General features: G+C 57.9%; 16 protein-coding genes. 13 read left to right on the top strand and 3 right to left on the bottom strand.

Annotated features, from left to right (window positions below):
* Nucleotides 1-13: 13 nt before the first annotated feature.
* The 6 genes from ACT2B1_RS00585 (at nucleotide 14) to ACT2B1_RS00560 (ending at nucleotide 5,582) form a co-directional block, all read left to right on the top strand.
* Nucleotides 14-1,114 carry an FAD-binding protein gene (locus ACT2B1_RS00585; RefSeq protein WP_481668373.1) on the top strand — a complete coding sequence of 367 codons (1,101 nt, stop codon included), beginning with the start codon at nucleotides 14-16 and terminating at the stop codon, nucleotides 1,112-1,114.
* Between the two features lie 4 nt (nucleotides 1,115-1,118).
* Nucleotides 1,119-2,441, top strand: coding sequence for a glycolate oxidase subunit GlcF (glcF, locus tag ACT2B1_RS00580; protein WP_481668372.1), 1,323 nt, complete (start codon nucleotides 1,119-1,121; stop codon nucleotides 2,439-2,441).
* Nucleotides 2,442-2,598: 157 nt separating this feature from the next.
* Entirely contained in the window at nucleotides 2,599-3,348 is a 750-nt protein-coding gene (locus ACT2B1_RS00575; protein ID WP_171241194.1) for a trypsin-like peptidase domain-containing protein, read from the top strand.
* 119 nt (nucleotides 3,349-3,467) lie between these two features.
* On the top strand, nucleotides 3,468-4,157 hold the full coding sequence (locus ACT2B1_RS00570; protein ID WP_481668371.1) for a trypsin-like serine peptidase: 690 nt from the start codon (nucleotides 3,468-3,470) through the stop codon (nucleotides 4,155-4,157).
* Between the two features lie 121 nt (nucleotides 4,158-4,278).
* On the top strand, nucleotides 4,279-4,746 hold the full coding sequence (locus ACT2B1_RS00565) for an Hsp20 family protein (RefSeq protein ID WP_171126658.1): 468 nt from the start codon (nucleotides 4,279-4,281) through the stop codon (nucleotides 4,744-4,746).
* Between the two features lie 203 nt (nucleotides 4,747-4,949).
* Entirely contained in the window at nucleotides 4,950-5,582 is a 633-nt protein-coding gene (locus ACT2B1_RS00560) for a hypothetical protein (RefSeq protein ID WP_171241149.1), read from the top strand.
* 88 nt (nucleotides 5,583-5,670) lie between these two features.
* Here ACT2B1_RS00560 and ACT2B1_RS00555 read toward each other — a convergent pair whose 3' ends face one another.
* Nucleotides 5,671-7,854 (bottom strand): esterase-like activity of phytase family protein, encoded by a 2,184-nt coding sequence (locus ACT2B1_RS00555; protein WP_481668370.1) that lies wholly within the window; start codon nucleotides 7,852-7,854, stop codon nucleotides 5,671-5,673.
* Between the two features lie 122 nt (nucleotides 7,855-7,976).
* Nucleotides 7,977-9,452, bottom strand: a complete 1,476-nt coding sequence (locus tag ACT2B1_RS00550; RefSeq protein WP_171126661.1) for an NAD-dependent succinate-semialdehyde dehydrogenase — start codon at nucleotides 9,450-9,452, stop codon at nucleotides 7,977-7,979.
* 249 nt (nucleotides 9,453-9,701) lie between these two features.
* Between ACT2B1_RS00550 and ACT2B1_RS00545 the strand changes: the two genes are divergently transcribed.
* The 7 genes from ACT2B1_RS00545 to ACT2B1_RS00515 all read left to right on the top strand — a co-directional run bounded on the left by ACT2B1_RS00545 (nucleotide 9,702) and on the right by ACT2B1_RS00515 (nucleotide 17,186).
* A complete protein-coding gene (locus ACT2B1_RS00545; protein WP_171126662.1) occupies nucleotides 9,702-10,781 on the top strand; it encodes a coiled-coil domain-containing protein in 1,080 nt (359 codons plus the stop codon).
* 317 nt (nucleotides 10,782-11,098) lie between these two features.
* The gene (locus tag ACT2B1_RS00540; RefSeq protein WP_481668369.1) at nucleotides 11,099-12,223 is read left to right on the top strand and encodes a hypothetical protein; all 1,125 of its coding nucleotides are present in this window, start codon (nucleotides 11,099-11,101) and stop codon (nucleotides 12,221-12,223) included.
* 75 nt (nucleotides 12,224-12,298) lie between these two features.
* Nucleotides 12,299-14,230, top strand: a complete 1,932-nt coding sequence (locus tag ACT2B1_RS00535; RefSeq protein ID WP_171241146.1) for an AAA family ATPase — start codon at nucleotides 12,299-12,301, stop codon at nucleotides 14,228-14,230.
* A 154-nt stretch (nucleotides 14,231-14,384) separates the two neighbouring features.
* Nucleotides 14,385-14,681, top strand: a complete 297-nt coding sequence (locus ACT2B1_RS00530) for a hypothetical protein (protein WP_171241145.1) — start codon at nucleotides 14,385-14,387, stop codon at nucleotides 14,679-14,681.
* 241 nt (nucleotides 14,682-14,922) lie between these two features.
* A complete protein-coding gene (locus tag ACT2B1_RS00525) occupies nucleotides 14,923-16,260 on the top strand; it encodes a DUF6638 family protein (protein WP_481668368.1) in 1,338 nt (445 codons plus the stop codon).
* Entirely contained in the window at nucleotides 16,261-16,527 is a 267-nt protein-coding gene (locus tag ACT2B1_RS00520) for a hypothetical protein (RefSeq protein ID WP_171125914.1), read from the top strand. It begins immediately after the preceding gene.
* A gap of 11 nt (nucleotides 16,528-16,538) precedes the next feature.
* Nucleotides 16,539-17,186 carry a DUF1523 family protein gene (locus tag ACT2B1_RS00515; protein ID WP_171125916.1) on the top strand — a complete coding sequence of 216 codons (648 nt, stop codon included), beginning with the start codon at nucleotides 16,539-16,541 and terminating at the stop codon, nucleotides 17,184-17,186.
* Nucleotides 17,187-17,227: 41 nt separating this feature from the next.
* Here the strand turns inward: ACT2B1_RS00515 and ACT2B1_RS00510 are convergent, their stop codons facing one another.
* Nucleotides 17,228-18,322 (bottom strand): flagellar basal body P-ring protein FlgI, encoded by a 1,095-nt coding sequence (locus ACT2B1_RS00510; RefSeq protein ID WP_171241143.1) that lies wholly within the window; start codon nucleotides 18,320-18,322, stop codon nucleotides 17,228-17,230.
* Nucleotides 18,323-18,447 lie beyond the last annotated feature (125 nt).

Here is an 18,447-nt window from a genome sequence, read left to right as displayed (position 1 = left end):
CAGAAGAAGTGTCATGAGACCTGAAACAGAGGCCGAACTGGCCGAGATAGTGGCCGGACTGCAAGGGCCCGTGCGAATTGCCGGTGGTGGAACCCGAGGGATCGGCGGGCCGGATGACCTTGTTGAAACTAGCGGTTTGAGCGGGATTACCTTGTATGAGCCAGGCGCGCTGACGATCGTGGCGCAAGCCGGAACCCCCGTGACTGAGATCGAGGCCGCGCTGGACGCTGAAGGTCAACAATTGGCGTTCGAACCGATGGATCATCGCGGCCTGTTGGGTACCAATGGCACACCGACGATTGGTGGCGTCGTGGCCGCCAATATCTCGGGGCCCCGCCGGATTCAGGCGGGGGCGTGCCGCGATTTCCTGCTGGGCGTCCGTTACGTCGACGGTCGGGGTCAGATCGTAAAGAATGGCGGGCGGGTGATGAAAAACGTGACCGGGTATGACCTGGTCAAGTTGATGAGCGGTGCCTGGGGAACGCTGGGCGTGTTGACCGAGGTTTCGCTGAAAGTGCTGCCCAAGCCCGAGGCGATCGCAACGCTGCAAATCCCGGTCGCGGATGCAGGAACGGCAATTCAGGTGCTCTCTGCTGCATTGAAATCCCCGTTCGAGGTAAGCGGTGCGGCCTATGACCCGCAATCAGGCCGCGCGTTGCTGCGGCTGGAAGGATTTGCGGATTCGGTGGCTTACAGGGTGGAGCAGTTGAAATCCACACTGGCCGGTTTTGGCGCGCCAGAAGAGGTCGAGGGCTTGCCTGACTTGTGGCGCGACATTCGGGATGCCGCTGCGTTCCATGACAAGGAGGGCGATGTATGGCGTATCTCGGTCAAACCGACGGACGCGCCAGAGGTGTCCGCGCGTCTGGACGCAAGCCTGACTCTGTTTGATTGGGGCGGCGGATTGCTCTGGGCGCTTGTTCCCAAGGGCGTTGATCTGCGCGCACGTCTAGGTGCGTTCGACGGTCATGCGACGATTGTCCGAGCGGATACAGAAACCATCACAGCATTGGGCCGTTTCCAACCCGAAACAGCTGGTGTGGCGGCTCTAACACAAGGACTTCGGCAGAAATTTGATCCGCGTGGTTTGTTCAACCCGGGACTGATGGGATAGAAAAATGCAGACGACGTTTTCCGAAGAGCAACTGCGAGACCCGGGCATCAAACGCTCGAATGAAATCCTGCGCAATTGCGTGCACTGCGGGTTTTGCACTGCGACCTGTCCCACTTATCAGGTTCTTGGGGATGAGTTGGACAGCCCGCGGGGACGCATCTACCTGATCAAGGACATGCTGGAGAACGAGCGTGTTCCGGATGAAAAAACCGTCAAGCACATTGACCGCTGCTTGTCCTGTCTGGCGTGCATGACGACCTGTCCCTCGGGCGTGCACTACATGCATCTGGTGGATCATGCCCGCGAGTATATCGAACAGAATTACAAACGGCCCTTGTCAGATCGTGCATTGCGCTGGGTTCTGGCGCAAATCCTGCCCTATCCGATGCGGTTCCGCTGGGCGTTGATCGGTGCGAAACTCGGCAGGCCGTTCAAATTCCTGATGCCCGACGCGCGGCTGCGCGCAATGCTGGACATGGCACCGAAACATATCCCACCGGTGAGTCGTAACGATGATCCCCAAAGCTTTGCGCCGAAAGGTGCACGCAGAAAGCGCATCGCATTGATGACGGGTTGCGCGCAAAAGGCTCTGAATACGGATATCAACGATGCCACCATTCGTTTGTTGACCCGTATGGGCTGCGAAGTTGTCGTGGTTGATGGGGCCGGGTGCTGTGGTGCCCTGACTCATCACATGGGCAAATCAGACGACAGCCATAAGGCCGCTGCCGCGAATATCCGCGCCTGGACAGCCGAGATGGACAAAGACGGGCTGGATGCGATTGTCATCAATACCTCTGGCTGCGGCACGACCGTCAAGGATTATGGCCACATGTTCCGAAACGATGCATTGGCCGAAGACGCGGCGCGGGTGTCCTCTATCGCAATGGATATCAGCGAGCTGTTGGTGCAGCTTGACCTGCCGGACGGCACCGACAAGGACATGACCGTCGCCTATCATGCAGCATGTTCCCTGCAACACGGCCAAAAGATCAAGACGCACCCCAAAGACTTGTTGAAACACGCGGGTTTCACCGTGGTCGAGCCGGCGGACAGCCATTTGTGCTGTGGCAGCGCAGGCACCTATAACTTGATGCAACCTGAGATTTCTGGAAAACTTAAACAGCGCAAGGTCAGGACTCTTGAGGCGAAGAACCCTGATGTTATCGCCGCTGGCAACATTGGTTGCATGATGCAGATCGGTTCGGGCACCGACGTTCCGATCCTGCACACGGTGGAATTGCTGGACTGGGCAACCGGAGGTCCCGTGCCCCGAGCCATGCAACAGGATCGGAAGTCAGACCATGAGGTCCCGATCCTTAGATAGGTGTTGATGCGGCAACGCATCGGTTTCGGTCAGGAACCGCCTGTCATGTCAGCGCCCTATTTTCGCCTCACCCGGTGCGTAGGAAGATGCGTAGATAGCAACGCCGGAGAACCGCTTGCGAAACTGGATCAAGGCTCTAGTGCTGGCATGTTTGCCTATGACCGCCAACGCACAGGATTCCAGACTGAAAAGTCTGGACACCACCGATGCGGGGCGCGCTTGGATGGCTGTGGGTCGCCTCGATATTGGTGGCGCTGGGTTTTGCACGGGCACGCTGATATCCCCGACCTTGGTTTTAACTGCGGCCCACTGCCTATTCGACAAGGTCACAGGTCAACGTGTGGAACTGGCCCAGGTCGAGTTTCTGGCGGCTTGGCGGCTGGGGCGCGCGTCTGCATACCGCGCCGCACGCAGGGCCGTGATTCACCCTGACTACCAGTATGGCGAAGAAGCATCTGCTGCGCGTATCGGCAGTGATATTGCGCTGATCGAGCTTTGGCAGCCAATCCGCAATACGACCGTCATTCCCTTTGAAACAGGAAACCGCCCGGCAAAAGGCGAAGAGGTTGGCGTGGTGTCTTATGCCAAAGACCGGGCCGAGGCGCCTTCGTTGCAAGAAGTGTGCTCGGTCATGACCCGCAAATCCGATGTGTTGGTCATGTCCTGCGATGTCGAGTTCGGATCGTCTGGCGCCCCTGTCTTTTCCTTTGACGGGGATCGGCCCCGGATCGTGTCTGTTGTTGCGGCCAAGGCCGAACTCAACGGGCAGCGCGTGGCCGTTGGAACAGCGGTAGAAGAATCGCTGACCGTGTTGCAGGCTGAATTGTCGGCAGGGCGCGGGTTTATCGCCTCTACAAATTCGAACGGATCAGGCAACAACGTGGGCGCCCGTTTCATCAAACCATGATCCGCTTATTATTTTCTGTTCTTTGCCTTTTTTCTGTGACATTCGCCGCGTCTGCCCAAAGTGCGAAGCGCATACTGAATGATCGTGACGATCTTTATGGTTGGGAAGCTGTCGGTCGGTTGGATATTGATCAAGACGGGTTTTGCACAGGCACCTTGATCGCGCAGGACCTTGTGTTGACGGCGGCGCATTGCGCTTTGAACCGGGCTAGCGGGTCTCCTTATGAACCTGGTGAGGTTACTTTTCGCGCGGGGCTGAGTGATGGGAAGGCGCTGGCGGAGCGCAAGGTTGTCCAGATTGCTGTGCATCCCGATTACGCCCGACATCCGAACCTCTCGGCCGAGGCGGTTCGGGTCGACGTCGCGCTGATGAAGCTAGAGCAGCCGATCCCATACTCGGTTGCGGATCCTTTTGCATTGCACAGTGGCCGCGTTGCAGGAAACGAGGTGAGCATCGCCTCTTACGGGCGTGGTCGGTCCGAGGCGATCACGCGGGAACGCTCTTGCCGTATCCTCCAGCGTCGACAAGGGTTGATCACGTTCAACTGTGACATCACCTTCGGGTCGTCGGGATCGGCACTGTTGGCGCGAAACGGCCCGCGCTGGCAGATCCTCTCTGTCGTATCCGCAGTCGGGACAGATGGTCGCCAAAAAGTCGGGTTTGGCATGGAACTGTCTGGAATCGTGGCGGAATTGAAGTCGGTGCTGCGCCGTGACGCCCCTCAGCCCAAGGCTGCGATACGCCGTTTGCAGGTGGGTTCGGGAAAGTCCAGTTCAGGCGCTAAATTCATCAGCCCCGGCGGGGGTTGAACTCGGTCAAATCTCTACCCATGTGAACTGTATCGGGTCGCCACAAACGGGGCCTGATATCTCATCGCCCGTCCGAACTGGAGGGCACATCATAAATCGCTCAGACTTGAGGATATGACACATGCGTAGTTTTGACTTTGCACCGCTGCACCGCGCCACCATTGGTTTCGACCAGATCGCCGACATGATGGATCGCGTTCTGACAAATGACGTGGCCCAGCCCAGCTACCCGCCTTACAACATTGAAAAAACCGACGCCGACGCGTACCGGATCTCCGTCGCTGTCGCCGGTTTTGCCGAGGCCGATCTGTCGGTCGAAGTGAAGGAAAACGCCCTGATCGTGGCCGGCAAGAAAGCCGCCGAAGATAAGGACCGTTCCTACCTGCATCGCGGCATCGCCACCCGCGCGTTCGAGCGCCGCTTTGCCCTGGCCGATCACGTGCGCGTCACTGGCGCAAGCCATGAAAACGGTATGCTGAACATCGACCTGAAACGCGAGGTGCCCGAGGCGCTGAAACCACGCCGGATTCAGATTTCGTCCGGTCAGGCCATCGAAAAGGATGTGGTTGACGCCAAAGCCGTGAACTAAGGCGATCCGACCAAACAGCGATAATCGCGCCTCTCTCGATTATCGCACCATACGCCCCGCGTTCCTCCAGACGCGGGGCGTTGTTTTTGGATGGGGTTTCAACTTGGCATAATCCGCTGCGACCAAAGATACGTGTCGCTTGCGCCCTTGTTTCCCTTCATCCGTGGTGCCAAGGTGGAAACACAGGCTATTCCGCGATTTTTATGTTTCGTTGTTTCATCTCGACAGTGATTGTTCTTTGGCCGATCGTAACCAAGGCGGACGTTTTTCCTCCGGCCCTGAGCAGCGACTATTCCCATATGATTGCCACCGGTCCGACAACGAAAATCGGGCTTGTTCGAAACGGAAACTCTGCCGACAACACGCTTGGTGGAACACGTCTGGTGGACTCGTTTCGGGGTGCAGGGGGAAATGACGTTCTGATTGGGTACGACTCGGTTGATACCTACGCTTTTGAATTGGGCGACGGGGCAGATATTGTTGTCGATCACAGCGCTAACGGAAACAGGATAAAGTTCATTGATGTACCCGAAGGTGCGGTCCGGCGGTTCGAAACGCCCGGGCGTAACGGAGAAACCGACCTATTGATTACCTATGGAGACAATGATGCGATCCGCATTGTCGGGTGGTCGGAGTTGTCCGAGAACACGAAATCAGGCTGGGCTTTCGACCATGTCTTCCGCCCCAAACAAGAACCAGTCAAAGGCACGCCAAGCTCATTAGTTCTTATTTTGACGGATCCAATGTCGGCGCTAAAGCTGTTCTTGTTGCTTTTTCTAAGCTTTTTCCCGCTGGCCCGTGTTCTTTGGGTCCGGCGGCAGAAATCGAAGGAATAGTGTCCAGAGCGGCCTGTCTGACTGCCAGTCTCTTCAGCAAAGAGACCCTGCGCAACGGCTGCGCAGGGTCACTCTTTTAGGTTTTGACCTAGTTCCCAGCCGTCACCGACCCGATCGACCAGAACATCGTTTCGCCTGAGGCATCGTCGACGCCGTCATTGTCGGTCATCACAAACGCCTCGCCCGAGGGCAGGATCGCCAGGCCTTCGATTTTGTCCAGAACATAACCTCCGGTCGAGGTCAGGTCAGGCAGCAGGTCGCGGATCTCTTCTTTGCTGACGACGGGCAGGGGGTCGCCCAGCGGGGCCGGGGTCATCTCGGCCAGCGGGATGCGGTAGACCTTTTTGGTCACCGCGCGATGGTCGTGCTGATTGTCGCGCTCGATCACATAGACGTGGTCGCCGAAGGCCACGATTTCCGACAGGCCGACCCAACCGGTTTCCGGGTCTGCCTTGGGATAGTGCACGGCACCCCATTCTTTGGTCTCAAGGTTGTAGGCTACCAGTTTCACATAGTTTTCCGGATCGTCCTTCCATTCACGCTGAACGGCCATCCATAGGGTGTCGCCGACGCGGGTAATGCCTTCGAAGCCGAAACGTTTCTCGACCGCCATTAGTTCGGCAGGCAGGCCGATCTCACCCTTGCGGTCCTTGATCAGACCATCTGCGCTGACGTGATAGATCGCGTGCGGGATAACCCGGTCCGTGCGGCCTTCAGAGGCGACGTAGAAGCCACCCTTGCCGTCCAGCGTGATGCCCTCAAGGTCCAGCTTCTGCGCTGGGTTGCCATCCTGACGGTGGATGCGGATCACGTCCACGATGCGGGCGGGTTGCTGGCTGGGGTCGATCTTGAAGATCGACGGCTGGAAGCCATAAAAGCTGTCATTGACGGCATAGATCATGCCGTCCTCGTCCGCTACCAGACCGGACAGAGCACCCCATCCGATCAACTCATCCGCGCCTTCCGATGTCAGATGCGGGTAGGCGGCGGGGGCCTCTTGATATGCGAAGACCGACACATGCGCACGTGGGCCGCCATCTTCGATCAGATCTTTTTCGTTGGCCGAGATCAGCAGGTTCCGCTCAGGGATCGCCACATAGCCTTCCGGTCCAACGCCTGATGGCAACAGTTGTTTCAGAATCGGGTTCGCGGGGTCAGTGGCGTCATAGACACCCACGACCGAGGCGCGCTCCGCCCCGACAAAGATCATCGGCGTACCGCCAAAGGTGGCTGCGGTTACGCTTTCCGGCTCAACGCCTTTGCTGTCCGAGCGTTTGTCGGGGTAGTGCCCGATCTGGATGATCGCCTTCTCGAACTCGGTGCCGTTCTCATACACAACGGTGCCGTCCTTGTGGAAGATCGTCCAACCACGCGAGCCGCCCTCATAGTCGCCTTCATTGGCGGTGGCGAAGTGGTTGTCGTCGATCCATTTCACCGCGTCGGGTTCGCGCAGGCGACCCGGCTGGCTTTCGGTGAAGATCAGTGCGCCGCGCTCATCGGTGGCGTCGATGCCTTCCAAATCCACGCTTCCGGCCGAGAAATGGTTGAGCACGGTGCCATCTTTGGCAACAACCGCGATGTGGTTGTTTTCCTGCAGAGTGACGACGGTCTCGCCAAGGTTGTTGATGTCAACGAATTCGGGTTCGGGATCGGTGGGCGCAACCTCGGCCAGCCCGGTCAGAGAGGCCATGTCCATGCCCGAACAATCTAGCGCTCCATCTTTCAGCGGCACCAGTGCCAGTTCACCCGCAGGAAGCTGCGGGATGATGCCATCGTTCAGGTCTTCGTCCCGCTCGTTCTCAATCGCCACGGCGACAAAGCTGCCATCCGGCGCAATGGCAACGCTGTCGGGTTGACCGCCCAGATCGCAAGCACCAGTTTCCGCCTTGCCCGCAATATCGACCGAGATCAGCTTGCCCGATGGCGCAACATAGCTTTCCGAGGTGTTCACGCCGACAAAGGCGGTCGCGCCGACGATGCCCACGGACGTCGGTTCTCCACCCACGTCCATCGCACCCAAAGGCTCTGGGTTCGCCGGGTCGGTGATGTCGACCATGCCGATCAAGCCCAAAGGGCTGTCGGTATAGACCAGCGTCATGCCATCTGCGGTGGCCGCGATGATCTCGGGCGAGGTCTCGCGGGTCGTGTCCGCGCCGTCGGCCATGTTTTTCACCACGGGGAAGGACGCAATTCGGTTGAAATTCATTTCTGCCATGGCCTGACCGGCGGTCAGGGCAAAGGCAGATGTCAGGCAGACAGCGCGCAACGACATCGGTTGATTTCCTCTCACTGTTGGATGACAGGGGGATGAACCGGGATCGTTGCGGTGTTGTGACAGTTTGGCTTCAGTTTTGTGACAAACGCGGCCACCGCCGAAACGGTGGCCGACAAAGATCAGACCGACATGCAGATGTATTTCATCTCAAGGTAGTCTTCCATACCGTGATGGCTGCCTTCGCGGCCCAGACCAGATTGCTTGACGCCGCCGAACGGACCCAGCTCGGTTGAGATGATGCCGGTGTTCACGCCGACGATGCCATATTCCAGTGCCTCGGCCACTTTGTAGACGCGGCTCAGGTCCTTGGCATAGAAATACGAGGCCAGACCAAAGATCGTGTCATTGGCCATGGCGATCACGTCATCTTCGTCCTCGAACTTGAACAACGGGGCCAGCGGGCCAAAGGTTTCTTCCTGCGCGACCTTCATGTCCTGCGTCACGCCGGTGACGATGGTGGGTTGAAAGAAAGTGCCACCCAGATCATGCGGCAGGCCGCCTGTCACGACCTGCGCACCCTTTGCGGTGGCGTCCGCGATATGGTCCTGCACCTTGGCTACGGCTTTGTCATTGATCAGCGGCCCGGTGGTGACACCATCGGACAGGCCGTCCCCTACCGACAGGGCTTCGGTCGCGGCTTTCAGCTTTTCGGCAAAGGCATCATAGACACCGGCTTGTACATAGATTCGGTTGGCGCAGACACAGGTCTGACCGTTATTGCGGAATTTGCACATCATCGCGCCTTCGACGGCTGCATCCAGATCGGCGTCGTCAAACACGATGAAGGGCGCATTGCCGCCCAGTTCCATCGAACATTTCATGACCTGATCTGCGGCCTGCCGCAGCAGGATGCGCCCCACCTGGGTCGAACCGGTAAAGGTCAGCTTGCGCACGCCGGGGTTTTCGCAAAATTCCTTGCCAATCTCGCTGGCATTGAGGGACGGCAAAACGTTGAACACACCCGCCGGGATGCCCGCCTGATCGGCCAGAACCGCCAGAGCCAGCGCAGACAGGGGCGTTTCCTCGGACGGACGGGCGACAAAGGCGCAGCCCGCCGCAAGTGCCGGCGCAGCCTTGCGGGTGATCATCGCATTGGGGAAGTTCCACGGCGTGATCGAGGCCGCCACACCAATTGGCTGTTTCAGCACTGTGATCCGCTTATCGCGCTGATGGCCGGGAATGGTTTCGCCGTAAATCCGTTTCGCCTCTTCCCCGAAAAACTCGATGAACGATGCGCCATAGCCAATCTCTCCTACGGCTTCGGCCAGCGGTTTGCCTTGCTCGGCTGTCAGAATACGGCCCAGATCCTCGGCGTTTTCCATCATCAGGTCATACCAGCGGCGCAGGATCGCTGCGCGCTCTTTCCCGGTCAGCTTGGCCCATTCCTTTTGCGCGGCCTCGGCCTGTGCGATCGCCCCTGCCACCTGTGCACGGCTAAGGTCTGCAACTTCGGCTACCACATCACCGCGCGCGGGGTTGGTGACGGCAAAGTTGCCATTGTCGCCATCCACCCACTGCCCGCCAATATAGGCTTGGGTCGCCAGCAGATCGGGGTTCTTGAGGATAGATTTCAGGTCGGTCGTTGCGTCCAGCATAGGTCAGCCTCCGGCAGGAATTTCGGTCGTCGCACCCAAACAGGTGGTACGCAGAATGTCTATGTCCACTGTCCGTCGCAGATCAATCCAAATTTGATCAAAAACTCCGGCATTTGCTGCCCGTGTGGTGCCTATCTTTTTCAGGTGGAGTTTGCCAAAGTTCCGGGGAATTTTGGACGCAAGGGGATGTAAATGGCCATAACATTCCCTATCTTATTGGGTAATTGGACAAAAAAGGGGATAGTGCAGATGTCGAACCATCAATTTGACGCTTTGATCGAAGAGACGCAGGCGAAAGTGCGCGAAAGCCAGTCGCAGATTGAAGGGCTAACGTCGCGGATTGACGCCGCACGCGCCAAGATCGGCACAGCCGAGGCCGATATCGACATTGAAAACGCCACGCTTGAGGATGTGCATGCCCATACCGAGGTGATGAACGCCAATATCGCCGAACTGATTATGGGGCTGGACGACGTCACCAACGCGTTCTCCAAGGATTTCGACGAAATGCGCTCGAAGACAGGGTGGGAGTCTTTTGTCGGCATTTTCGCCAAGGCTAAATCCGAGTCGATGCGGCAGGAGCGGATGCGCACCGCCAATATCGACGACAAGTTGCAGGATTTGATCGCCAAATCCGATGTGATCGTAAAGCTGCTGGAAGGGCAGCTATCCGTGCTGGAAGAACAGCGCGTTAAGGTCGAGGACAACCTAACAGGCACGCTGGACGACCGCGAAGCGACCGTGGCCGAACTGGAAGCCTTGCGCGCTGAAATTCAGGATATGGACCCGACGATTATCACGCTGGAAAACAAGATCAGTGTCGAACAGGACGCCGCTGCGCGTACCCAACTGGAGACCGAACTGGCCGAGCTGAACAAGCAATACAACGCCAAGGTTCAGGACGAGCAAGTCAAGCTGGCCAAGTCCCAGACGCTGGAGCGCTATATCGAAAAAGGTAAGACCTGGGTCGATTCACTCCAGAACCAGGCGGCGACGCAGATGGTGCTGATCAACAAGCTGCAGACAGACACGCAACAACGGGTGGTGCTGTACGACGCCCTGACCAAATCGCTGAAAACCGCGCAGCAGCAGGACGTGGCCCACCGCATCAACGAGATCGGTGTGCAGACCGACCAGGAGGCCCAGACCGCCATGGCCGCAATCGGCACCGCGACCAACCAGAAAATGGCCGACATGCTTGAGGCGCACGAAGGCCACATGGTCTTTGCTCGTGACGTGCTGGAGAAAAAGGCCAAGGCGGATGAACGCTTTGCCCGCCGCTTTGCCTCGATTGTCGAGAAGCATGATAAGAATTTGTATGGGGGTTAAGTGCGTTTCGCTCACCAGCAATTCCTCTTGCTAGCTGCAAGTCTTGGACCGTTAGAGCTGCCGAGAATACTGGAGCGATTGGGTTTCATCGACGAGAAACCGGCTTATCCAGAAGTCGTCCAGACATTGATGATGATGGTCGTTGCAGCTTCGCTCATAAGGCTGCTGTGCTGGCTCAGTTGGGGCAGTGAGCGGGGGCGTCGGTTTCAACGCTCAGTTGGAATTAATCCCGAGGTGGTCCTGAATAGTATCGGTTCGCCCTTATACCGGTGGTGGTTCCACATCGACAAAAATGGGAAGGACTTGGACGCTCCAAGATGAACGATATTGACCCCACCCAAGACCATGTCGGCCTGACCGACACCTTCGCCTCGCGCCGCTATTTCCGCAAATTCGAGGTGATCACTGTCCACCTCCTGCGAGTGGCTGCGACGATGGAGGCTGAGGGTGCGATCAGCAAACAAGAGGTGCGGATCGTGTCGCGCTACCTCTCGGGGCTGCTCTACACCTTCCGGGCACTCAGCATGAAATACCTGCTGGTCGGGCGCGATACGGGGCGGTTCTTCGGCAGCCTTGCGATGGACAAGCGCGACAGTGGGTTTCCGGTGGCGGCCGAGTTGCTGACCATGGCCAATGACGCGCAGCAGGCGCAGGTGCATCTGGCGAATATGCCCTCGGAAGATGACTTAAAAACTGACATGGTACGCACAATAATTGGCGATCAGGAAATACCCACCAAGCTGCAATTCGCGCTGTCCCAAAGGCTCTATTATGAGGAATTGCTGAAAGGTCAGCTGTTCTGGGCCCGCAATGATCCCGAATGCCACTGGATCGGGAATGAGGGTGAACGGCGCAAGTTCATGATCCACTGGGCGGTCTATGACAGCCAGATCAACCTGCCGGTCATCTACCTGATGCAGTTGGAGGACAGCGGCAAGACGGCCCTGCCCAAGGATCAACGCCGCTGGCCGGAGGTGCAGGCGCATCTGATGGCGCAATCTCTGGGCGGGCTGAAACTGGTGACAATCGCCAAAGGCTTCGATCAGGATTTCGACGACCTGCACCCCAAACATCTGCGCCGCATCCACGTGGGGCCGATGTATTCTTCGGCCTATACCGAGCAATCCGGCCCCCTGCGGCAGGTGCTGGAGGACGCGCAGGCTCCCGAGGGTCAGGACTGGGCGCTGGCCTGGACCACGGAAGAGCTGAAAAGCGAAGAGGTGATCGAAGAACGCACCGGATGGTTCTCGACCGTTGAGCGTGAGGTGTTTGCGCTGGACCCGTTTGGCGGGCAGGGGGCCGAGACCGGGGCGACGCGGACGCAGCGCTCGATCATCCTGCCTCAGCGCCCGTTTCAGGTTCTGGCAGAGCGCGACCCGCCGGGGTTCGCCGATGTGCGCAAGTTTGTCGTCAGCAAGAGCGGGCAGGTGTTGAGGTATTGAAGCGGGTGGCGGGGCGAAACCCGCCCGACGAAGTTTGAGTAGGCCGGGCCTCAGCCCGGCATTGCGAGGAATAAGATGAGTTTGACGTCAGATCAGATGGAATTGCGCGAAGACGATATTCGCAAACATTATCCCGCAGCGACCGCCATGCTGAACGGGTTCGAACACGCGCCGCGGATTGCGAAACCAGTTGATGTGGCGGTCGAGCGCTCCTCGGGCGTGTCGACGGGGCGGCGTTTCCGGTCGACCACGCCGGGGCTGGTGACACGGCGCACCGCGCGCGCGGACGGAGTGCATCTGGTTGAACGGATCGAAGCCTCGGATGAGGGCGACACGTTGGTCTCGCCCCCTCAGGCCACTACGCAGCAGGCCATTCGGCGCGCCATCGCCATCGCTCTGGCCGTGGCAGAGACCTATGCCGAGCAGACTCCGTTGGCTGATCTGAAACGGGCCAATTTGGTGGGCGACCTGCCCGCTGCCCGCAAGACCGAGTTTTCCGAATTGTTGACGGCTGAAGCGTTGATCACCTCGCATACCTTCGGCAATGCCTTGGCTTATCTGATGTCTTCACATCTGGGTGAAACCACGGTTGATCTGGGCGAGATCGAAGAAGTTCTGACCGACAATGGCCAGCTTGCCCTGCACGGCGCGCTGTGGGAGCTGGACCAAACCCTTGCCAAACATGCCCCCGACGACGCCCATCTGATCGCCGCCACCAGCGCCTATGCCGAGCAATTGATGGACAAGGTCGCTCTGCGCGCGCAATCGGCTGGCCGTCTGGCCCCCTTCCAGAACGCCGCGTGGCATATCGAGGCGGATGACCTGACCATCCGGGGGTTTGACCCGGCGTCCAAGGCGAAATCCACCACCCTGACCATGACGTTCAAGAAACCGAATGAGGTGGTCGGCAACCATATCGCCAAATATCAGGCCATGAAGTTGGCCAAGATGGTTATGGCCTATGACTTCGACCGCCGCCTGAACCCGTTTGCGGAACTTGGCGGGTTCATCTTTACCTTCATGGGCGACGGCAAGCCGGGCACGGGGAAAACCACTCTGATCCAGATGATGGCCGGGCTGATCAACGACTATTGCCAGAACGCAGGCTATCCGTTCCGCTATCAGAACCTGAGCACCGACAATATCGACAGCTATCAGGGTAAATCCGGCCAGAATGCCAAGGCGTTTATCAACACGATTGTCGACCCCTCGGTCATCGGGTTCGGCACCATCGACGATATCGACCAACTGGCGGGCAAACGCGGCGACCGGCAGTCCTCGGCCGGGCAGCTGGAGATCACCGCCGTGCTGATGGAGAGCTTTGCGGGGGCCAACACCGTTGTGCGCGGCAACTGCACCTTTGGCATGTTTTCGAACTATCCCGAAAACGTAGACGACGCCCTGCGCCAGCGGGCGGGAGCTCGGTTCCTGGTGGACGGACCGCAGACGCGCGAGGATTACATCGACATCCTGCATTTGCTGATGGGCCGCAACCACGACATCCCGCTGGGCGAGCACGACGCCTATGCTGCGCAGGAAATCAAAAAGGCCGTCGCCGCCAGTTTCGAAAGCCACGCCCGCCCGCATGAGGATGCGCTTCTGCAGGTCTATGATCGGGTTTCGGGTCAGATCGGTCAGATGGATACGATCGCCAAGCTGGGCACCTACCTCAAGGCGATCCAGCAGGCGGATGAGCGGTTCACCGGCCGCGCCATCAAGAATATCACCGACGCGGTCAAAGTCCGTGCGATGGATTTCGAACTGCCGGATGAATGGATGGAGAACCCCGACCTATTCCTGTTCCGCGACTACGACACCAAGAAGGCCATGATCGAGGACCTGCGCCAGCCGATCACGGTCGAGATGGTAATTCAGGAAATCAACCGCTACGCCGACAGCGAATTCCGCTATGCCGACAAGAGCGACGAGGTCGCTATCGAGAACGCAGTGCGTGAGATGAGCCGGATGGAAGAGGCCAAGCGACGCTATCTGGATGGGAAGGGATGATGGGCAGGATTCACCCGTCTTCAAGAGAGCGGAAACCGTTGATTGACCTGCCTTCACATTTCCTTGTCCGGGCGTTGTTCTGGTTAGTGCTCGCGATGATTTTGTCCGCAGGTGCGTATGCAACAACGCATCGTCGGAAAAAGGAAGCAATGACATGACTTTAACGCTTGCAATCTCTGGTCTTTCCCTTGTTCTTGGCCTGATCCTGCCTCTGCGCTGGGGCGTCTTCGGGTTTCTGGGTGCCGTGGCGGTTTTGTTTCTGACACAGTTCGGTGTGAACACAGGCAGCGGGTTCGAGGGCACCACGTGGGAGGAAACGCTGATCCTGTTTGAAGGCAGTGTGGTGTCTTATATCGGGTTCAACCTGCAAATCACCGCGCGAGCTTTTGCGTTGCCGCTGTTGGTGTTGGCGGTTGTGGTTGTTGTTCGTCTTAACAGAATGGCGAGGTGACTAACTTGAGATTGATCATCTCAGCAGCCTTATTTGCAGCCCTTTTGGCTGTATTCATGACAGTCACAATTTGTGGTCGGCAAGGGCTACTGCCTGAGAATTTCGATTTCATTCGCACTTGTGGCGCTACCGATTCATCGCGCGAAGTTTTCTTTAGCTTCTTAATGCTGGGGTGCATGTTGGGCGCAATCTTAACATCTCTGCTTGTTGTTTGGCGGTGGGTATCGAAAAGGCGAATCTCATGATCCGCCTCATCGAAAAAGGCCTGATGTTCGGCAACCTCGTCCACATCTCCAGCCCGGCTTTGGTCGAGCGGTATAATCGCGCGTTGCAGCATCTGGCGGGCAAGACTACGGCCCTGACGGACTTCCATGTTGATATTTCGGGTTACTCGCCTGAGATCGGACAAGAGTTTGAAAACCCGCTCTACCTCAATCCAAACGGGGTGAACCGGCAGTTCATCCTGTTGACGACAGAACAGAAACGCGCGCCTTTGCTGAACGTCAAATTCTCGACCTCGCGCGATATCCTGCGTGAATTCATCGAGATGAACGAGGCGCAGCTTTTTGCCCTGACCGCCACGGATGCCGTGGCCGGAGAGTTGGTGAACTCTGTCTTTGAACTCAACACGCCTGCTGATCTGCTGAGCCTGCGCAGGATCGAGGTTGAGGCAGATACGGTCGGGGGCACCCTGCGCAAGGCTGAACAGTTGGCCGGTATGGTCGAGCGTTTCAAGTCCGAGGAAGACGCATGGTTTGACGATGTCCTGATCGCTCAGATGATCGAAACCGCACGGGACACCGGTGATGTGACCCGCAACCCGGTGCGCCTGCGCCACACGGCTTTTGATCAGCGCAATTTCTGGACGGCACATTTCGGCGGGCTGTATCTGTTTGCGGATGTGGATCATCCGGCGACGGTTTATATGGGCGACAGGCCGAATGGGTTGCCGATGGAGTATTTGCTTCACCAATCGCAACGCAACGGGATCGCGCAGTTTCTGGAAAATAACGCGTTGGTCGAAACGATCATCGAGGCTCGTGGGCTGAACTCGGCCGCTATCTTGCAACAGAAAATGGATTTCCTGACGATCGCTGCGGCGGCAGATGCCGGTGTCGATCTGACTGGGCTGGACCGCGGCGATATGCGGCGTTTGGCGCGCAACCACTCGGATCGCTTGCCTGAGGCGTATCATGGGCTTGCCGAATTGTTGCGTTGGGCGACAGATGGCGGGCCCTGGCCGCGCATCACCTCGGATCACCCGGCCTATTTCTACACGCTGCGCGCTGCGGACACGCCCAACCGCGATCTTGTGAACATGCTGCTGGCCGAACTGGCCCCGCTGGACCCGCGTCAATTGTTCATCTGCCACAAGGAACTGTTCTACAGCACCTACAAAACCTGGCCCGAAACCAAGAAAGCCTTTGTTGCCGACTTCCTCGCGCGCGAGTATCAGGTGGACAAAGCCGGTGCGCGCGCGGCTCTGTTCGGTCACGAACCGGATATGAGCGGCGAGGACCGGGTAAGTGATGATATCATCGCGCGCGTTGGCCCCTGGGGCGCAGTAGGAAGAGGTTGAATGTTCGTCGCTCTGCGATTTTTGATCCCTTTGCTGATCATTCTGACGGTGATCTATTTTGTTCTGTCGCTTTATTCCCGTTGGGTTCGACGCGGCAAATTGATTGCGCATTGGGAAAAGAAGGGAATTACCGGTGATCGTGAAGCCTTTTTGAAGCGGGGCATGAGGCAATATGACAGGTCTTTCCGCAAGAAACTGCTGCTGGGTGTCTATGTCGTCCCGCTTGGGGCAATCGCCCTGTTGTTATATATTACAAATTTCATGTGAGGGCCGGACAGATGGTCTATGTTAAATGGGCGTTTATCATACTCTTTTGGGGGTCTGTTGCGGCAGTACTGGAGTATACTTTGCCGCAACAGGACGTTGTCCGGGTCGTCAAGACCGAGGTGCGCCGGGTCGATTTTGGCGAGAATTCGATTTTCTGGGCGCAGCAGGATACTGGTCAGGAAGGCGCGCAAACTGTCAATCGTGATGTGCGGTTCGTTGAAACGTTCCGCCCTAACGGAACCCCGCGCGTTTACCGCAACGAGGATACCGGGTGGGGATGGCCGCCCTATTTCAAGCTCGACAGCTCTAATCTGCAGGCAGAGCTGACCAATCTGGTTTCAACAGCAGCAGATCCGCAATGGGTGGTGTTGCGCCACTATGGCTGGCGCAATCAGCTTATGTCGATCTTTCCCAATGTGGTGTCGGTGCGCCCGGTAGACAGCCCGGATGTGCGATTGATCCCGTGGTTCAATATCATTTTCCTGACAGTGTTCTTCTCGATCCTCTGGGCAATTTGGGTGCGGTGGCGCAGGTTTCGGCAACGCCGTATCGACCCGATGCTTGAGAACGTGGAAGATGGGTTTTATGCCGCTGGCGACGCAATCGAAGAAAAGAGCAGCAGCTTCAGGAAATGGCTGGATACTTGGAAATCGAAATAGGGGTCGTTGGGGCGCCGTGACCTTGGCCGTGTCTGGTAAACTCAACGGACGACGAATTCCGCATGCAGGGCACCCGCGGCCTTGATCGTTTTCAAGATGTCTATCATGTCGCGCGGCGACACCCCAAGTGCGTTCAGCCCTGCCACAACCTCGGACAGCGTCGTGGCTTCGGGTATCTCTGCTAGGCCGGTGCCTTCGTCTTCTTCGATGCCGGCGATGGTTCGGGGGACCACCACGGTTTCGCCGCGTGCGAATGGGTTGGGCTGAACGGCGATCGGGGCCTCTTCTACAGTAAGGGTTAGGTTGCCTTGAGAGACTGCAACCCGGGAAATCCTTACCTCTTGCCCCATGACAATCGTGCCCGAACGTTGGTCAACCACAACCCGAGCCTTGGCCTCGGGTTGCACCAGAATGTTTTCGATCCGACCCAGCGCATGTGCCGTAGAAAGAGACTGCGTGGCGGCGATGTTCAACTCGACTGTCCCGGAATCGCGCATGATGGCGACGGGGCGGTTGAATTCCCTGTTTATTGCCGTTTCGATCCGACCCGCCGTCGTGAAATCAGGTTCCCGCAGCGCCAGCCGCAACTGCGTCAGGGACGAAAGCTCAAAGTCAATTTCCCGCTCGACCCGCGCGCCTGATGGTATCACGCCCGAAGTCGGAACACCCCGGACTACCGATGCGGCTTCGCCTTCGGCCACAGCGCCGCCAGCCAGAACCGTTCCCTGGGCAACGGCGTAAATCTGACCATCTGCGGCGTTCAGAGGCGTCATGATCAGCGTCCCACCCAACAAACTCTTGGAGTCGCCAATTGCTGAAACGGTGACGTCGATCTGGCCACCGACCCGGGCAAAAGCGGGCAGGCTGGCAGTAACCAAAACGGCTGCCACGTTCTTGGGGCGAAAATCCTCACCCGTGACATTCACGCCGAGGCGCTCAAGAATGTTCGACATGATCTCTTCGGTGAAGGGGGAATTTCTGAGCCCGTCCCCGGTTCCGTTCAGGCCCACGACCAGCCCGTACCCGACCAGATCATTGCCACGTACTCCATCGAAATCCACCAGGTCCTTAAGGCGGATCGCGCCCGCGAACGACATGCTGGGCAAAAGGATCAGTAGAAAAGCAAGTATCTTCATCTCAGGAAGTTCACCAGCGACAGGTTCGCGTTGCGAACAGTTACAGAATACAGGCTCTCCAATTGAAACTGGACAGTCTGCAATTGCGCGACGGTCTGATATGGGTCTGCTGCGATAAGTTCGTT

The organism is Ruegeria sp. S263 (genome assembly GCF_056780525.1).
Note: the sequence above shows the minus strand (reverse complement) of the source record. Positions and strands in the feature narration are given on the sequence as shown.